This window comes from Lysobacter tyrosinilyticus, from assembly GCF_054779815.1.
Genome location: NZ_BAAGXN010000001.1, coordinates 415,416 through 431,425, shown reverse-complemented (window position 1 = coordinate 431,425; position 16,010 = coordinate 415,416). Strand labels below are relative to the sequence as shown.

The 16,010-nt window shown below is 64.6% G+C and carries 14 protein-coding genes; 7 read left to right on the top strand and 7 right to left on the bottom strand.

What is annotated here, in order from left to right:
• Nucleotides 1-16 precede the first annotated feature (16 nt).
• From ACYVGK_RS01820 to ACYVGK_RS01790, 7 genes are all read left to right on the top strand, one after another.
• Nucleotides 17-214 (top strand): hypothetical protein, encoded by a 198-nt coding sequence (locus tag ACYVGK_RS01820; RefSeq protein WP_460731519.1) that lies wholly within the window; start codon nt 17-19, stop codon nt 212-214.
• 34 nt (nt 215-248) lie between these two features.
• The gene (locus tag ACYVGK_RS01815) at nt 249-446 is read left to right on the top strand and encodes a hypothetical protein (RefSeq protein ID WP_460731518.1); all 198 of its coding nucleotides are present in this window, start codon (nt 249-251) and stop codon (nt 444-446) included.
• Between the two features lie 76 nt (nt 447-522).
• Nucleotides 523-798 carry a hypothetical protein gene (locus ACYVGK_RS01810; RefSeq protein ID WP_460731517.1) on the top strand — a complete coding sequence of 92 codons (276 nt, stop codon included), beginning with the start codon at nt 523-525 and terminating at the stop codon, nt 796-798.
• Nucleotides 799-852: 54 nt separating this feature from the next.
• A complete protein-coding gene (locus tag ACYVGK_RS01805) occupies nt 853-2,631 on the top strand; it encodes a sensor domain-containing diguanylate cyclase (protein WP_460731516.1) in 1,779 nt (592 codons plus the stop codon).
• A 665-nt stretch (nt 2,632-3,296) separates the two neighbouring features.
• Nucleotides 3,297-4,793, top strand: a complete 1,497-nt coding sequence (locus ACYVGK_RS01800) for a PKD domain-containing protein (RefSeq protein ID WP_460731515.1) — start codon at nt 3,297-3,299, stop codon at nt 4,791-4,793.
• Nucleotides 4,794-5,677: 884 nt separating this feature from the next.
• A complete protein-coding gene (locus ACYVGK_RS01795) occupies nt 5,678-7,906 on the top strand; it encodes a M4 family metallopeptidase (protein WP_460731514.1) in 2,229 nt (742 codons plus the stop codon).
• A 196-nt stretch (nt 7,907-8,102) separates the two neighbouring features.
• Nucleotides 8,103-10,331, top strand: coding sequence for a M20/M25/M40 family metallo-hydrolase (locus tag ACYVGK_RS01790; RefSeq protein WP_460731513.1), 2,229 nt, complete (start codon nt 8,103-8,105; stop codon nt 10,329-10,331).
• A 156-nt stretch (nt 10,332-10,487) separates the two neighbouring features.
• Here the strand turns inward: ACYVGK_RS01790 and ACYVGK_RS01785 are convergent, their stop codons facing one another.
• The 7 genes from ACYVGK_RS01785 to ACYVGK_RS01755 form a co-directional block, all read right to left on the bottom strand.
• Complete coding sequence (locus ACYVGK_RS01785; RefSeq protein ID WP_460731512.1) at nt 10,488-10,970, bottom strand: hypothetical protein; 483 nt, start codon at nt 10,968-10,970, stop codon at nt 10,488-10,490.
• Nucleotides 10,971-11,209: 239 nt separating this feature from the next.
• A complete protein-coding gene (gene rpmG, locus ACYVGK_RS01780; protein ID WP_036168663.1) occupies nt 11,210-11,374 on the bottom strand; it encodes a 50S ribosomal protein L33 in 165 nt (54 codons plus the stop codon).
• Between the two features lie 15 nt (nt 11,375-11,389).
• Nucleotides 11,390-11,626, bottom strand: coding sequence for a 50S ribosomal protein L28 (gene rpmB, locus ACYVGK_RS01775; protein ID WP_460731511.1), 237 nt, complete (start codon nt 11,624-11,626; stop codon nt 11,390-11,392).
• A 500-nt stretch (nt 11,627-12,126) separates the two neighbouring features.
• Nucleotides 12,127-13,938 (bottom strand): DUF885 domain-containing protein, encoded by a 1,812-nt coding sequence (locus tag ACYVGK_RS01770; RefSeq protein WP_460731510.1) that lies wholly within the window; start codon nt 13,936-13,938, stop codon nt 12,127-12,129.
• A 110-nt stretch (nt 13,939-14,048) separates the two neighbouring features.
• A complete protein-coding gene (locus ACYVGK_RS01765) occupies nt 14,049-14,768 on the bottom strand; it encodes a class I SAM-dependent methyltransferase (protein ID WP_460731509.1) in 720 nt (239 codons plus the stop codon).
• A 113-nt stretch (nt 14,769-14,881) separates the two neighbouring features.
• A complete protein-coding gene (locus ACYVGK_RS01760) occupies nt 14,882-15,247 on the bottom strand; it encodes a lipid-A-disaccharide synthase N-terminal domain-containing protein (RefSeq protein ID WP_460732418.1) in 366 nt (121 codons plus the stop codon).
• 10 nt (nt 15,248-15,257) lie between these two features.
• Nucleotides 15,258-15,986: a glycosyltransferase family 2 protein gene (locus ACYVGK_RS01755; protein WP_460731508.1), complete on the bottom strand. Its 729-nt coding sequence runs from the start codon at nt 15,984-15,986 to the stop codon at nt 15,258-15,260.
• Nucleotides 15,987-16,010: the final 24 nt, after the last annotated feature.

Here is a 16,010-nt window from a genome sequence, read left to right as displayed (position 1 = left end):
CAGCAGGAGGCTAGTGATGTCGATTGTGCAGTTCCTTGAAACCCTTGGTGCTTCGCCGAACAACCCGTCCGCCACCAATTACGCCAATGCCGTTAATGCATTGGACTTGGACGACGCCGCACGCAAGGCGCTGCTCGCCCGCGATGCGGATGGGCTGAACAAGCTACTTAACGGCCGTGCGGCTATGCGTTGCGTCGTCTTTGTCCCAGATTGACACATCCATGCTAGAGCGGAGTAAGGAGCCGAAGATGTCCCACGTGGTGCAGTTCCTTGAAACACTCGGCGCTTCGCCGAACAACCTGTCCGCTAAATACGCCGACGCCGTCGAAGCGCTGGGCTTGGATAACGCGGCGCGTGACGCGCTGCTGGCGCGAGATGCAGCCGGGCTGAGCAAGTTGCTCAGCGGCCGCGCTGCCATGCGCTGCTTCATCATGATTCCCGACTAATAGCAATTCCGGTGGAAGCGGCGTACGGCCGCTTCTGCCTTTCAACTAGCCGCCCACCAGCAGTAAGGAGTCAAAGATGTCCAACGTCGTGCAGTTCCTGGAAGCACTCGCGAGAAACCCCAAGCCAATGTCCCCGGAAGAATTCGCTTCCGACGTAATTAGCGCGGAACTGGATGCGGCCGCGGAGACTGCTTTGCTGCAGCGCGATGCAATCGGCTTGAGCCGTGCAATCGGCGGGCGCTCGAATGTAATGTGCTTGATCGTTCCCGCTGAGAACGATGAGCCACAGGAAAACGATCAGGACGGCGACGAACAAGCGCCGGATAGCGAACCTTCGTCTCGCGCAGCCTAACCCCTCATCCAGCAGACATTGGCGCCTTGCGCCAATGTCTGCACGGAGACAAACATGAAGCAGGAAGCTATTTCCAAATGTCTACTGGTGGCCGCATTGGCGCTCTCAGCGCCGACTTTCGCGGCTTCATCGCCACGCGACATCGACGGCCTATTGCGGGATGCCGACGCACTTCGCAGCACCAGCCCTAAAGCATTAGGGCCGATGCTTTCGAAGCTGGACTCGTTACAGACGAATGCAAGTCCAGAACAACAACGTCACCTTCGTCTGCTTCATGCCTATCACAAGATCGCCATCGGGCAGTACGAGGCTGCAGTCAAGGAAGCAGTCTCCGTTCACGACGAGGCCACTGAAGCGCCTATCAAGTTTAGAGCCGCTCTTCTCGTTGCCAATGGAGCTGCGATAACGCGAGACTTCTCTCTCGGCCTACGCTACCTCGAACGCGCGCTTGAACTAACCGATCAAATCCCGGACCGCGATCAGCGACATCAGGCTTTTTTGGTCGCCGCGGTTCTTTACAACCAGTACGGCCAATTCTCTCTGGGCCAACTGTATGCGGAACGCGTACTGGCCCAGGAAACGTCGGAAAGAAACATTTGTTTCGCCAAACAACTGCGCGCGGAATCTGCGTTTGGCCTTGGTGTTCCGCTGAGCGATAGGGAAATCAACTCCGCCATCAGCGAATGCGCAGACCAGCGGGAAGTAATCGCCTCCAACCTACTGCGCGGCTACTTGGCAAGGCACTGGGTAAGTTCCGGGAAGACAGCCCAAGCCATAGATCTGCTGGAAAGTCATCTGCCTGAAATTGAAGCTACCGGCTACCCGCGACTGGTGGGCGAGATTCATGGTCTGCTGGCGGAGTATCGCCTAATGAGCGGCGATCTCGACGGCGCTGAAGGGCACGCGCGCCGCGCCTTGAATAACGGAGGAAAAGACGCCTATTCATTGCCCCTGGTGACTGCGCACAGGGTGCTCTATGAAGCCGCGTTGAAGCGCGGCAACTTGAAGACAGCGCTCGACGAGTACCGCCAGTACGCCGAAGCCGACAAAGCCCGCCTCGATGAAGTGAAGGCCCGCGAGTTCGCGTTCCAACTCAGCCGCCACGAATTGCAGCAGAAGAACCAGGCCATCGAGCTGCTGAGCCGCCAGAACGAAGTCCTGCGCCTGCAACAGGAAGTCTCGAAGACGTCCGCACAGAACAATCAGCTGCTGGTGGCGATGCTCCTGCTCGTCCTCGGTGTCGGCGCCTACTGGGCCTACAAGATCAAGCGCGTGCAGATGATGTTCCGCAAGCAAGCGCAGATGGACAGCCTGACCGGCATCAGCAATCGCGGCTTCTTCCGTGCGGAGGCCGAGGTGCACCTGGGCCGCTGCAAGGCCAGCAACAAGGAGGCGGCGCTGGTGCTGCTCGATCTGGACAACTTCAAGCACATCAATGATCGCTACGGCCATGCCAGTGGCGACTGGGTGCTCAAGCAGGTGGCGACGGCGTGTCGTGCGGCCTGTCGTGAAGGCGACCTGTTCGGGCGGCTTGGTGGCGAGGAGTTCGCGATCCTCTCCTGCGGTGGCGATCTGCATACGGCCGAACGCATCGCGCAGCAGTGCCGCGCTGCGTTGGCGGCGATCGACACTTCGTCGATCGGTCACGAACACGCGATCACTGCGAGCTTTGGTTGTGCGACGACGCGTTTGTCGGGGCACGTGTTCGAGAATCTGTTCATGCATGCCGACCGTGCGATGTATCGCGCCAAGGCGGAAGGCCGCGATCGCGTGTGTGCGCACGAGGACAATCGGCCTGTTCTAGTTAGGACTCAGGCGCAGGCGCACGCCTGAGTCCTTGATCTGCGGCGCGAGCGCCGGATTGCAGCGGCGAAGCCCATGGGCTTCGCCGTTGTCGTTTTTGGGCCTCCTCTTCCAACAAAGAGGTTTGGCCAATCGACATAGCGATTCATAGCGCGAACTTCAGCATCCCCGCTCCGCCTACCCCTCATCCGCCCTGCGGGCACCTTCTCCCCGCACGCGGGGAGAAGGACAAAGAGTTGCGGGCAGAAGAGAGCCCCTCGCCCCGCAAGCGGGGAGAGGGACAGCGTTGCGGAGCAACGCAGGGTGAGGGATGTGGCGAAGAGGCGACGGCAAAAGCGCCCCTCATCCGCCCTTCCCTCAGCGGGCTGTCGCCCGCTTCGACCTTCTCCCCGCACGCTGGGAGAAGGGCAAGCTCCAAAGATCCGGCGCAGCGCTTCGCGTGCGTCGCCTGACCCTTCGTCCGCCAGCGAGAACAGGGCGAACTTTGACAGCCCGTTAACCCGTCCTACCCGACCCTCGCCCAGCGCGCGATGGGGCCATGCCGCGCGCATTCGCAGTGGGAGTTCCGTAAAGCCAGACCGCCGCACATGCACGTGCGGCGTGGGCCGTTGCCGTCGTGACGGCGCGGCCCGTCGAACTTCGCCCGGAGCCGCCGTGTGCCGTGCTAAGTCCTGTTCCTCAACTCGGAGAGAGACATGAAGTCACTGCCCTTGTATTGCGCCACTGTCGCATTGGTCGGCGTCGCGTTCGCGTTTTCCCCCGCCGTGCACGCCGCCGGACCGGCGCCGATCAAGATCGCCGATCTGCACGCCACCGACCTGCGCCTGGACGGACGCGATGTCGCGGCCGTCGCCAGCAATGCCCACACCGTGGCGATCCGAACACCGGATGCCGCCTTCATCAAGATCCACTTCGATCACTTCGCATTGCCGGCCGGCGTGACGCTGGAAGTTGCCAGTCCCGATGGACGCGAGGTGTATCGCTACAGCCAGGGCAATCTCGGTCCGCACACGGTGGACGCGACGCTCGGTCAGAACGGCCGCACCAGTTTCTCGGCGATGTCGATCCATGGTCCGGTCGCATTGCTGCGCCTGGTCGGCAGCGCGCGCGAGCCATGGCGTCCCGAACACGGCGTGCGGGTGAGCCGCTATCACGAGGGCTTCCCCGAGACGATGCTGCCGGAGCTGCAGCGCGAAGGCCTGCTGGAAGCGGGCGTCGGTCCGGAATCGATCTGCGGCACCGACGACAAGCAACCGGCGGTTTGCTACGCGTCCTCTGATCCCACGGCATTCGACCGCACCAGGCCGGTCGCGCGCATCCTGATCGGCGGCGCCAGCCTGTGCACGGCGTGGCGCGTGGGGCCGGACAACCGCATGTTCACCAACAACCACTGCATCTCGTCGCAGAGCGGCGTGGCCTCGACCGAGGTCTGGTTCAACTACCAGCAGTCGAGCTGCAGTGGCGGCTCGGCCACGGTCACCAAGGTCACCGGCGACCAGATGCTGACGACGGAAGGGACGCTCGACTACACGCTGTTCACGGTGCAGAACTTCGCCACGATCAGCAGCTTCGGCTATCTCGGCCTCGATGTGCGCCAACCGACCTTGAATGAAGAGATCTTCGTCGCGGGGCACCCGGGCGGGCGGCAGAAGGAACTCAGCGTGGTCAGCGACCAGGACGGCGGCGGCCGTTGCCGCATCAACGACCCCAACGCGACCGGCAACGCCGCGAATACCGACGCGGGCTATTACTGCGATACCGAAGGCGGCAGTTCCGGCTCCCCGGTGATCGCGCGTGCTTCCAACCGCGCGATCGCACTGCATCACTTCGGCGGCTGTCTCAACAGTGGCGCGAAGTTCTCGCTGATCTGGCCGCAGGTGTCGTCCTTCTTCGGTGGCGTGGTGCCGCCGGGCGATAACGACGGCGGTGGCGGTGGCAACGTCGCGCCAGTGGCGAACTTCAGCTTCAGCACCAACCGGCTGACCGCGAACTTCACCGATGCCTCCAGCGACAGCGATGGCACGATCGCTTCGCGCAACTGGAACTTTGGCGATGGCACCAGCTCGACCGCGACGAGTCCGTCACACACGTATGCCGCAGCGGGCACCTACACGGTCACGCTGACGGTGACCGACAACGGCGGCGCCAGCGGCACCACGTCGAAGTCGGTGCGGGTGAAGCGGGGCAGGTAGGCCAAGCCACGCGCAACACATTGCGCGCCAATCGCGCCAGCATGCCGGTCGGTGTGCTGGCGCTCTTGACCAGTCGGTGCGACATGACGCGCGCGGCGACGCTTTGTAGAGCGGAGCTTGCTCCGCCGCTGTTCGTGGTGCTTGACCGGAAGGCAGCGGAGCAAGCTCCGCTCTACAAGGCCAGGCCATGCGCGGCCGCGGGTTGCAATGCAGCGATACGCGTCAGCATGTCGCACCAGAAGTCGCTTCAACGGTGGCCAAGGCGCCGATGCCAGGGTTTTGCTGCGCTGCGGCGTGCACGCGGCGAAGCCTGTGGGCAGGATGCGCGCGCCGCTGGGCCGCGGCAGGAGTGGAGATCTGGGCCGATCGTCCACTCGTCGTCACCTTCCGCACTCACGTTGAGTGCAGAACGGTCGGAAGAGCACAGGGATGTCCGCAGCCATCGGCGTGATGCCGCTGGCAGGGCCTGCGTTCCGTCCGGGCGACGACACGTGTCGTTTCCTACTCCCCCCGGAGTTACGCATGCAGCCCGCCCGTCCCGCGCCCGCCCCTCGCCTTCCCGCTTCGACCTGTTCACGCCACGCCTGCGCGCAGCCTGACTGCGCACGGTCCGCGTCCTGACGAATTCCTTCTGTCCGCGCCCAGGCGCGGGCGGATCGTTCGTGCACGCGGCCGGCAGCGTTCACGCTTTGCAGTCCCTTGCAGTTCTTTTGATCGCGGCCCTCCCCTGTTCGGCCGAGCTGGCAGTCCGATTCAACCGGTAGTTAGCCATCCCGATCGCCAACCTTGCTGCATCCGCAGCCGGGGGCGCGCGCTTCAGAAGAAGCGTCGCTGGCGATCGACACCCCATCGATAACCAGGAGAGAGTTGTGGAACGCAATTCGATGAACCTTCTCGCACTGTCGCCGCTCGCTTTCGCGCTCGCGTGCACCCCGGCGTTCGCTGCTTCGCGCGTCGACATGCACAAGCAGGACGCTGCCAAGATCCAAGCTCAGTACAAGGCCGCCACCGTCCGTTCGGGCGTCGCTGCCGCCGTGGCCGATCGTCACGCCGAAATGCTCGGTCTGGATGCCAACTCCAGCCTCAAGCTGCTGAACACTGACACCAGCAACGGCTCGGTGCGTCGCTATCAGCAGACCTACCGCGGCATTCCGGTGTTCGGCGAGCAGGTGATCGTCGCTGAAGACCGCCAGGGCAACCTGCGCACGATGTTCGGTAGCCGCGTCGACGGTCTGTCGCGTGAGCTGCCGTCGGTCGCCGCCAAGCTCGACAAGGGCCAGGCCCTGGCGATCGGCAAGAAGGCCGGCCTGGGCAGCAGCCTGGTCGCCAAGCGCACCGAAAACGAGAAGAGCGATCTGAGCGTGTGGGTCGACGCCAACGACCGCGCGCATCTGGTCTATGTCGTGTCCTATTTCGCCGACAGCTCGGTCGGCGGCGCCCCGACGCGTCCGTTCGTGATCGTCGACGCCAACAACGGCAAGGTGCTCAAGCAGTGGGAAGGCCTGACCCACGCCCTGGTCGGCACCGGCCCTGGCGGCAACACCAAGACCGGTCAGTACGAGTGGGGTTCGGGCGGCCAGTACGGCTTCCTCGACGTGACCCAGTCGGGCAGCACCTGCACCATGAACAACGCCAACGTTAAGTCGGTGAACCTCAACGGTGGCAGCAGCGGCACGACGGCGTATTCGTACACCTGCCCGCGCAACACCTACAAGACCATCAACGGCGGCTACTCGCCGATCAACGACGCTCACTACTTCGGTGGCGTGATCACCAACATGTACCCGGCCTACACCGGCTACAACGCGCTGTCGTTCCAGCTGGTGATGCGCGTGCACTACGGCTCGAGCTACGAGAACGCCTTCTGGGACGGCTCGACGATGAGCTTCGGCGACGGCGCCAGCACGTTCTACCCGCTGGTCAGCGCCGACGTGGCCGGCCACGAAGTCTCGCACGGCTTCACCGAGCAGCACTCCAACCTGACCTACTCGGGCATGTCGGGCGGCATGAACGAAGCCTTCTCCGACATGGGCGGCGAAGCTACGGAACACTACTGGAAGGGTTCGGCTGACTTCCTGGTCGGCCAGGAAATCTTCAAGGGTGCCGCCGGCCAGGCGCTGCGCTACATGTGCAACCCGACCCAGGACGGAAGCTCGATCGACAACGCTGCCAACTACAACAGCGGCCTCGACGTGCACCACTCCTCGGGCGTGTACAACAAGGCGTTCTGCAACCTGGCCAAGACGGCGGGCTGGGACGTGCCGAAGGCGTTCAAGGTCATGGCCCGCGCCAACGCGCTGTACTGGACCGCTGGCTCGACCTTCAACCAGGGCGCGTGCGGCGTTGAAACCGCGGCGACCGACGTGGGCCTCAACAAGGCCGACGTGACCGCGGCGTTCAACACCGTGGGCGTCAGCTGCGCGGGCGGCGGCGGCGGCGGCACGGTGACCGTGCTGGCCAACAACCAGCCGGTGACCGGCATCGGCGCTTCGTCGGGTACGGACAAGTACTACAAGCTGGACGTGCCGGCTGGCGCGACCGGCCTGAAGTTCGTCACCTCCGGCGGCACCGGCGACGCCGACCTGTACGTGAAGTTCGGTTCGCAGCCGACCACCACGTCGTACGACTGCAAGTCGGAAGGCAGCACCACCGCCGAGACCTGCAACATCGCCACGGCGCAGGTGGGCACGTACTACGTCACCATCCATGCCTACAGCACCTACTCGGGCATGAGCCTGACCGGCAGCTACAGCACCGGCGGTGGCGGCGGCACGACGACCTACAGCAACACGACCGATTACGCGATCAACGACAACGCCACGGTGGATTCGCCGATCACGGTCTCCGGCCGTACCGGCAACGGTCCGACCAACGCGTCGGTCACGGTCGCTATCGTGCACACCTACATCGGTGACCTGAAGGTCGACCTCGTGGCTCCGGATGGCACGCTGTACAACATCCACAACCACACCGGTTCGAGCACCGACAACATCAACAAGACGGTGAACTTCGACCTGTCGAGCGAAGCGCTGAACGGCACGTGGAAGCTGCGCGTGAACGACAACGCCAACGCCGACACCGGCAAGATCGACAGCTGGAGCGTCACGTTCTAATGCGACGTTTCTAGGCCAAACCTTCCGGACCAGGGCCGGTCCGGAGCTTGGCTGACGAGCGCGCTGAAAACCGAAACCGGCGAGCTGCAATGCTCGCCGGTTTCGTATCCACCACTCATTCATTTCACACATTCATCGGCTGGGCCGCGTCGGCACCCTGCAGGACGCGCCGGTGAGAATTCTCAAGGAGAGTCCGATGAAGTTCCGTTCCATCCGGAGGGCATCACTTGCCGCTCCGTTGCTGTCGGCCACGCTGCTCGGCGCCGCCTTTCTCGCGCCGGCCGCACATGCGCAGACGCGCAATCGCGCTCCGACTGCGGAAGACCCGCAGGCGCCGGTGTACGTCGTCGCTTCGCGTGCCACGTACCTCGCCGGCCTGCAAAACATGGCCACCGAAGGCGTTGCCCGTCGCGACAGCCAGGGCCATGAGCTGGTCATCGCCAAGCTGCGCGCGCATCAGGTGGGCGATCTCGCTCGCCACGTCCATGAGAAGGAAAACCGTTGCGGCGGTTTCTTCGCGTTCGATAGTCAGGCCGAAGCCGAAACCTTCGTCCGCAACGATCGCAGTGCGCAGGCGATGAAGCGCGCTTCTCTCGCCAATACCTTGCTGGCTGCACCGATCGACAATGGCACCACCGTGAATCCGTGGCTGGGCAACGTCGATGCCGCGCGGATCAAGTCGACGATCACCACGCTGGCGGGCTACACCAACCGCTACTACACCTCGACCACCGGCAAGACCTCGGCTGAGTGGATCAAGTCGACCTGGGACGGCCTGGCCAGCGGCCGCAGCGACGTCAGCAGCGAACTGTTCACCGCCTGTAGCAACTGCTCCACGCAGCCCTCGGTGATCCTCACCATCCAGGGCGCGGAACTGCCGAACGAAGTCGTGGTGCTCGGTGCGCATCTGGATTCGATCAACGGCAGTGCGGGCGGCAGCAACTCCCAGGTCGCGCCCGGCGCGGACGACGACGCCTCGGGCATCGCCACGCTGACCGAAGTCTTGCGCGTTGCGCTCGCCAACGGCTGGCATCCCAAGCGCACGGTGAAGTTCATGGGCTATGCGGCGGAGGAAGTCGGTCTGCGCGGCTCCAATGCGATCGCGCAGTCGTTCCAGGCCGCCGGCACCAACGTAGTCGGCGTGCTGCAGCTGGACATGACCAACTACCAGACCGCCGGCACCGAGATGCGGATCGTGACGGACTATTCGAGCGAAGACATGAAGCAGTTCTTCGCCGACCTGTTCGACACCTATCTCGCTCCGCTCGGCATCCAGCGCGGCACCTACACCTGCGGCTATGGCTGCTCCGACCATGCCTCTTGGACCAGCGCCGGTTATCCCGCGGCGATCATGTTCGAAGGCGGCACCGCCAGCGGCGGCTACAACCCGAACATCCACGGCACCGGCGACACGCTCGCCAACATGGGCGACACGGCCGCACCGTCGGCGTACTTCGCCAAGTTCGGCCTGGCCTTCCTCGGTGAGCTCGCCAAGACCGCAGGCAGCACCGGCAACGCGGCGCCGGTCGCGAACTTCAGCAGCAGCGTCAGCGGCCTGACGGTCAACTTCACCGACAGTTCGAGCGACAGCGACGGCACGATTGCCTCGCGCAGCTGGAACTTCGGTGACAGCACGTCCTCCACCGCAACCAACCCCAGCCACACCTATGCCGCGGCCGGCAGCTACACCGTCACGCTGACCGTCACCGACAACGGCGGCGCCAGCAACAGCAAGTCACAGACGGTGACCGTCGGCAGCAGCGGTTCGATGCTGCAACCCGGCGTCCCGGTCACCGGCATCAGCGGCGCGGCGGGCAGCGAGCAGCGTTGGACGATGCAAGTACCGACCGATTCGACCGGCCTGAAGTTCGTTACGAGCGGTGGCACCGGCGATGCGGACCTGTACGTAAAGTACGGCAGCGCGCCGACCACTACGTCGTACGACTGCAAGTCCGAGGGCAGCAGCACCGCTGAGACCTGCACGCTGCCGTCGGCGACGCCGGGCACCTGGCACGTGCTCGTGAAGGGCTACTCGGCGTTCTCCGGGATGAGCCTCACCGGCAGCTACACCATCACCGGACCGCGCACGAGCTACAGCAACACCACCGACTACGCGATCAACGACAACGCCACGGTGGATTCGCCGGTTACCGTGTCCGGTCGTAGCGGCAACGCACCGGCGGATGCGTCGGTGACGGTCGCTATCGTGCACACGTACATTGGCGACTTGAAGGTCGACCTGGTCGCGCCGGATGGCACCCTCTACAACATCCACAACCACACCGGTGGCAGCGCCGACAACATCAACAAGACAGTAACGTTGAACCTGTCGAGCGAAGCGATGAACGGAACGTGGAAGCTGCGCGTCAACGACAACGCCAACGGCGACACCGGCAAGATCGACAGCTGGAGCGTCGCGTTCTGATCGCGGTTGTGCCCGTGCTGTGAATGAAAGACCCCGGCGATGCCGGGGTCTTTTCATTGGCAACCGTCGCTTTGTAGAGCCGAGCTTGCTCGGCTGCTCCTCGTTGCGGCAAGGCAAAGGCAGCGGAGCAAGCTCCGCTCTACAAGGCTCCGGCAATCAATTGCGCGCGCCCGGCAATGCAGTGCCGTGCACGAGATAGTGGTTGAGGCGCGCTTCCCAGTCGCGCATGAACTGCACGTAGTACTCGGCGGTGAAGCCTGCGACGAACGCATCACCCGCGGGCGTGCCGAGGCTGGTGTGGAGATAGGTCACGGTCGCGTCGCAGCCGCTGTCGGTCGCTTGCAACGCGATGCTGAGGCGACAGGCGGTGATGCCCGGAGTGATCTTCAGCATCTCGACGAAGCCAGCCTCGGGGTCGTGGCGGGTGACGTACCAGATCGCATCCTGCGGTTCGGCGGCGGTCACGAAAATACAGTCGATCTCAGCGACGCCCGAATCGCTCGCGACCCGCAATGGATTCCAGCCTTCGATCCAGTCCACTTCGCGCACCGGGCACAACAGCGGGAACACGCGTGCGGGCTCGGCGACGAGATGCTGCACGTAGCTGTGGCCGACGCGGCGGGGTGCTTGGATGTTCATGTCGTCTCCTCGGAGGACGTTGGTTTGATTCGTTGCGCTTGCTCTCTTTTTGCTCCTGTTCGTCATCCCCGCGCACGCGGGGACCCAGCGACTTCGTTTTTGCCGTTGCCTCGGATTTCGCAGACCGCAAAAAGCAGAAGCCCGCCTTGCGGCGGGCTTCTTCAGCAAAGTCGCTGGATCCCCGCTTTCGCGGGGATGACGCTCTGACAAGCCGTGCGCTATGCGCACGGGTCAGAACGTCACTTGATCTTGCCTTCCTTGTAGATCACATGCTTGCGAACGACGGGGTCGTACTTCTTGACCTCCATCTTGTTCGGCGTGTTCTTCTTGTTCTTGTCCGTGGTGTAGAAGTGGCCGGTGTTGGCCGAGGAGATCAGACGGATCTTGTCGCGCTTGGAAGCCATGGTTCAGATCCTCCTTCAGATCTTCTCGCCGCGCTTGCGCATGTCGGCCAGAACGGCATCGATGCCGTTCTTGTCGATGGTGCGCAGGCCAGCGTTGGAAAGGCGCAGCTTCACCCAGCGGTTTTCGCTGGCAACCCAGAACCGGCGTTCATGCAGGTTCGGGAGGAAACGGCGGCGGGTCTTGTTCATGGCGTGCGAGACGTTGTTGCCAGTCGTCGTTCGCTTGCCAGTGACTTGGCATACTCGGGACATACGCACCTCGAGAGGTAATTGATGCTTCCCTTGGCCAGGGAGGCGGCGGCCCCTCCGCGCGCAATGATCTGCGGCGGCTCACGATACGGGTGGACATTTCCGCTGCCGGCGGCGGGAGGGAATCGTGGTTCCGGGTCCCGCCCGGCTGAGCTCCCGAAGAGAGCAGCCGGACGCAGCGAGCCGCGAATTATGCATGGGTCGGGTGGTCTGGGCAAGGGTTATCCACAGGCCCGCTTCCTGCCTGCCCCCTCGCCCCGCTTCGGGGAGAAGTCGTGCCGCTTACGCGCCACTGGCGCGTGCACGACTGAGCGCTCTCGCGCTATGCGCGAGAGCTGGGGGCGGAGCGAGGGACCGCGTCGCATCAGCGACACAGGGTGAGGGGGCGTCCGGGCAACGGCAAAAAGCGCCCCTCATCCGCCCTTCGGGCACCTTCTCCCCGCCTTCTCCCCGCCTGCGGCAGGGAGAAGGGCAAGATTTTTTCCAGGGCGAGGGCCCAGGGTTCAGGGCGCGGCTGTGTCAGCCCGCTTGCCAGCGCCCGCCGCCGCCTTCGCAATAAACGCCCTTACCTGCTGCTCCAGCACCGGCAGCGGCACCGAGCCCTGGCTGAGCAGGGTGTCGTGGAAGGCCTTGATATCGAACTTCGGCCCCAACGCCTTCTCGGCCTCGGCACGCAAGCGCACGATCGTGATCTCGCCCAGCTTGTAGCTCAGCGCCTGACCCGGCCAGGAGATGTAGCGATCGACTTCGGTTACGACCTCGTGCTCGCTCAGGGCGGTGTGGTCGCGCAGGTAGGCCTGCGCCTGCTCGCGGGTCCAGCCCTTGTGGTGCACGCCGGTGTCGATGACCAACCGGCACGCACGCCACATCTCGTAGCTGAGGCGGCCGAAGTCCTCGTACGGCGTCTCGTAGATGCCCATCTCCTTGCCGAGCTTCTCGCTGTACAGGCCCCAGCCCTCGCCGTAGGCGGAGATGTAGCTGTTGCGGCGGAACTCCGGCAGCTGGCCCTGCTCCTTGGCTAATGAGCCCTGCAGCGCATGACCGGGCGACGACTCGTGCAGGGTCAGCGCCGGCAGGTTGTAGAGCGGGCGCGACGGCAGGTCGTAGGTATTGACCCAATAGGTACCGGCGCCGCCGCGACCACTGGTCCAGAACGGCGCGATGTCGGCCGGCACTGGCACGATCGTGAAGCGCTCGCGCGGCAACGTGCCGATGAACTTGCCGATCTCGCCGTCGACACGCTTGGAGATCCACGCCGCACGCGCGAGCAGCTCCTGCGGCGTGGTCGCGTAGAACTGCTTGTCGGTGCGCAGGAACTTCAGGAACGCGGCAAAGCGGTTTTCCCCAGCCGGCGCCTTGAAGCCAACCTGATCGATGATCGAATCCATCTCGCCCTGGATGCGCGCGACTTCCTGCAGACCGATCTGGTGGATCTTCTCGGGATCGAGATCGAGCGTGGTGTATTCGCGGATCTGCTGGCGGTAGTAGGCGGCGCCGTCGGGCAACTGCTCCGCACCGAGCGTGCGCCGCGCCTTGGGCATGTATTCGTCGCGGAAGAACACCAGCAGCTTGGCGTACGCCGGAATCAGCCGTTCGCGGATTGCCTTGGCGCCGGCGGCACGCAGTCGCGCCTGCTCGGCCGCGGAAATCGTCGCCGGCATCTTCTTGAACGGCTCGTAGAAGCCGGACAGCTCCGGCTCGCGCACCTGCGCCACCATCGCGATCGACGCGTCGCGCCCGTCCAGCACCGCGCGCGGCACGCTGAAGCCGCGCGCGAGGCCGGTACGCATGTTGGCGATGTTCTGGTCGAAGTAGCGCGGCACGTCGCTCAGGCGATCGATGTAGGCCTGGTAATCCTCGACGTTGTGCAGCTGGCGTCGGGTCATGAAGCCCAGGTTCGACCAGAACGAGGAATCCGAATTGAGCGGCATCTCGTAACCGCGCAGACGCACATCGGCGGCGAGGTTGTCGATCTGGTCGCGGTAGATCGCCAGGTTGATGCGGTTTTCGGCGCTCAGTTGCGTCGGATCGATCGCGCCAAGCTGACGCAGCACGTCGTCCCACACCCGCAGGCGCGCGGCCTCGCTTGCCGGATCCACCGACGGCAGGTCATGACGACTGCCGGAGTTGTCGTTGTCCTCGTCGGCCATGCCGAATTCGGCCTGGCGCCACTTCCATTCCTTCTGGTAGATCGCCTCGAAGCGCGCGTCGGCACCCTGTGCGGTGATGGGAGCGGTGGGCTTCGGCACAGCCAACGTGGCAGTGGCGACGAGGGCGAAGGGGCCGCACAGCAGGGCGGCGAGCAGTGGTTTCACGTCGGGGACTACCGAAAGCGAGGCGAGGTGCCGATCTTCGCATTCCGGCAGGCGGCCTTGGCCTGCCGTTCTGCTGCTTTTTCGGAATGACCGCTGGCGCCCGGGAACGCTCAGCCGCCGGGTTTGCGTGCCGACACCAGCCCGGTCCGCATCCACGGACCGCCCCACCACATCCGCCAGCCCAGCCCGCGCTGGTGCAGGTCGGCTGCACCCAAGGCCTGCAGACGCTGGCGATAGGTGCCGACATGGGAGATGTCGGCGATCAGCAGCCGTCCACCCGGGCGCAGGACGCGCCAGGCCTCATCGATGGCTTGCTCGCGGCCGGCGGCATCGTTGACGTTGTGGATGGCGACGTTGGAGACGATCAGGTCGAAGCCGTCTGCCGCGAACGGCAGTTCGCGCATGTCGGCGGTCTGCAGTTCCACGCGGTCGGCGACACCCTCGGCGATCGCGTTGCGTTCGGTCATTGCGATCGCATTGCCGGACTGGTCCGCCGTGCTCCAGATGTCGATGCCGACGGCAGAACCTCGTGGCACGCGTTGCGCAGCCAGCAGCAACACGGCGCCGCGGCCGCAGCCCAGGTCGAGGACGCGCTCGTCGCCGCGCAGTTCGGCACCGTCGAGCAACGAGTTCCAGACCAGGAACTTGCCGCGCCAGGTGGAATGCAGGTAACACACCACCGACAGCAGCAACACCGCGCCCGTCAGCCACAGTCCGCGCAGCGGCGTGGCGAGCAGAAGCACGAAGGAAAGCGCGGTGCCGATCGCCATCAGCAGCGGCACCATAGGCGCGTCGATTCCGTAGGCGCCCTTGCGCGGTAGGTAACTCATGGCTTCGTCCGTTCGCGTGGAGGAAGCCGCATCCTCCTGACGCCCATCTGCCCGCGCTAGTGACAGGCATCACCCGCTGCGGGTGACAACCGCTGTGTCGACGCCTTCCGCGCTCAGTGGCTGGCCTTGTCCCGGTGCCAGCCGCGGTGCTGGATGTCCAGGTACAGGCTGTAGGCCGCGGTGAAGGCCGGGAACAGGTTCTGGATCACCCCGACCGAGTCCTGCTTGGCCGAGAACACGAAATAGGCCAGCGTCATCACGCTGCCGACCAGGCTCATGTACCAGAACAGCCGCGGGATCACCGGCTTGCCGTGCTTGCGGGAAGCCAGGAACTGCACCAGCCAGCGCCCGCCGAACATCAGCGCGCCGGTCAGGCCGATCAGCTTCCACGGCGACATGTGCAGACCGGTCCAGGCCAGCCATGCGATCGGCGAATTCATGACATCCGCGCCACCGCCGACGGCGGCCTCTGCAGCCATCAGCAGCATCTCAGACTTCCTCGACCGCAGTGCGCTTGCTGCGCGTGATCAGCCACGCCACACCGCGCAGATCGCGGATGCCGACCAGGGCGCGGTTGAGGTTGTTGTACTTGGACACGCCGGCGGTACGCGCGCGGTGGTGGACCGGCACGCTTACCGTCTTCCAGCCTGCGCGTTGCATCAACGCCGGCAGGTAGCGGTGCATATGGTCGAAATAAGGCAGATCGAGGAACGCGGCGCGCTCGAACAGCTTGATACCGCAACCGGTGTCGGGCGTGGCATCACGCAGCATGCGTGCGCGGATCGCATTGGCCCACTTCGACGCCCAGCGCTTGCTGCCGGTGTCCTGGCGATTGACCCGCCAGCCGGCGAACAGCTTCACGTTCGCGGCGCCCTTGGCGCGCTCCGCGATCAGATTGGGAATGTCGGCCGGATCGTTCTGGCCATCGCCGTCCAGCGTGGCGATCCATTCGCCGCGCGCGGCCTTCACGCCGGTGCGTATGGCGGTGCTCTGCCCGCTCTGGCTGACGTGGTGCAGCACGCGCAGCTCGGGCACCTGCGCCTTCAGCCCCCGCAGGGTCGCCAGGGTGTTGTCGCGCGAATGGTCGTCGATGTAGACGATCTCAAACGGCACCACGCCGCGCAGCGCAGCCACGATCTCGTGGATGAGCGGGGCGACGTTGTCCTGCTCGTTGAACACGGGCACGACGACGGAGATCTGGGGCTGCGTGGCGGTCATCAGGGCACTGCGGGCCGCGCGGGT

Excerpts from the sequence above, each read along its gene's own strand:
- ACYVGK_RS01810 (WP_460731517.1), top strand. The coding sequence starts at position 523 with ATGTCCAACGTCGTGCAGTTCCTGGAAGCACTCGCGAGAAACCCCAAG.
- rpmG (WP_036168663.1), bottom strand. The coding sequence starts at position 11,374 with ATGGCTTCCAAGCGCGACAAGATCCGTCTGATCTCCTCGGCCAACACC.
- ACYVGK_RS01785 (WP_460731512.1), bottom strand. The coding sequence starts at position 10,970 with ATGAACATCCAAGCACCCCGCCGCGTCGGCCACAGCTACGTGCAGCAT.
- ACYVGK_RS01795 (WP_460731514.1), top strand. The coding sequence starts at position 5,678 with ATGAACCTTCTCGCACTGTCGCCGCTCGCTTTCGCGCTCGCGTGCACC.
- ACYVGK_RS01805 (WP_460731516.1), top strand. The coding sequence starts at position 853 with ATGAAGCAGGAAGCTATTTCCAAATGTCTACTGGTGGCCGCATTGGCG.
- ACYVGK_RS01800 (WP_460731515.1), top strand. The coding sequence starts at position 3,297 with ATGAAGTCACTGCCCTTGTATTGCGCCACTGTCGCATTGGTCGGCGTC.
- ACYVGK_RS01790 (WP_460731513.1), top strand. The coding sequence starts at position 8,103 with ATGAAGTTCCGTTCCATCCGGAGGGCATCACTTGCCGCTCCGTTGCTG.
- ACYVGK_RS01815 (WP_460731518.1), top strand. The coding sequence starts at position 249 with ATGTCCCACGTGGTGCAGTTCCTTGAAACACTCGGCGCTTCGCCGAAC.
- ACYVGK_RS01765 (WP_460731509.1), bottom strand. The coding sequence starts at position 14,768 with ATGAGTTACCTACCGCGCAAGGGCGCCTACGGAATCGACGCGCCTATG.
- ACYVGK_RS01755 (WP_460731508.1), bottom strand. The coding sequence starts at position 15,986 with ATGACCGCCACGCAGCCCCAGATCTCCGTCGTCGTGCCCGTGTTCAAC.
- ACYVGK_RS01760 (WP_460732418.1), bottom strand. The coding sequence starts at position 15,247 with ATGGCTGCAGAGGCCGCCGTCGGCGGTGGCGCGGATGTCATGAATTCG.
- ACYVGK_RS01820 (WP_460731519.1), top strand. The coding sequence starts at position 17 with ATGTCGATTGTGCAGTTCCTTGAAACCCTTGGTGCTTCGCCGAACAAC.
- rpmB (WP_460731511.1), bottom strand. The coding sequence starts at position 11,626 with ATGTCCCGAGTATGCCAAGTCACTGGCAAGCGAACGACGACTGGCAAC.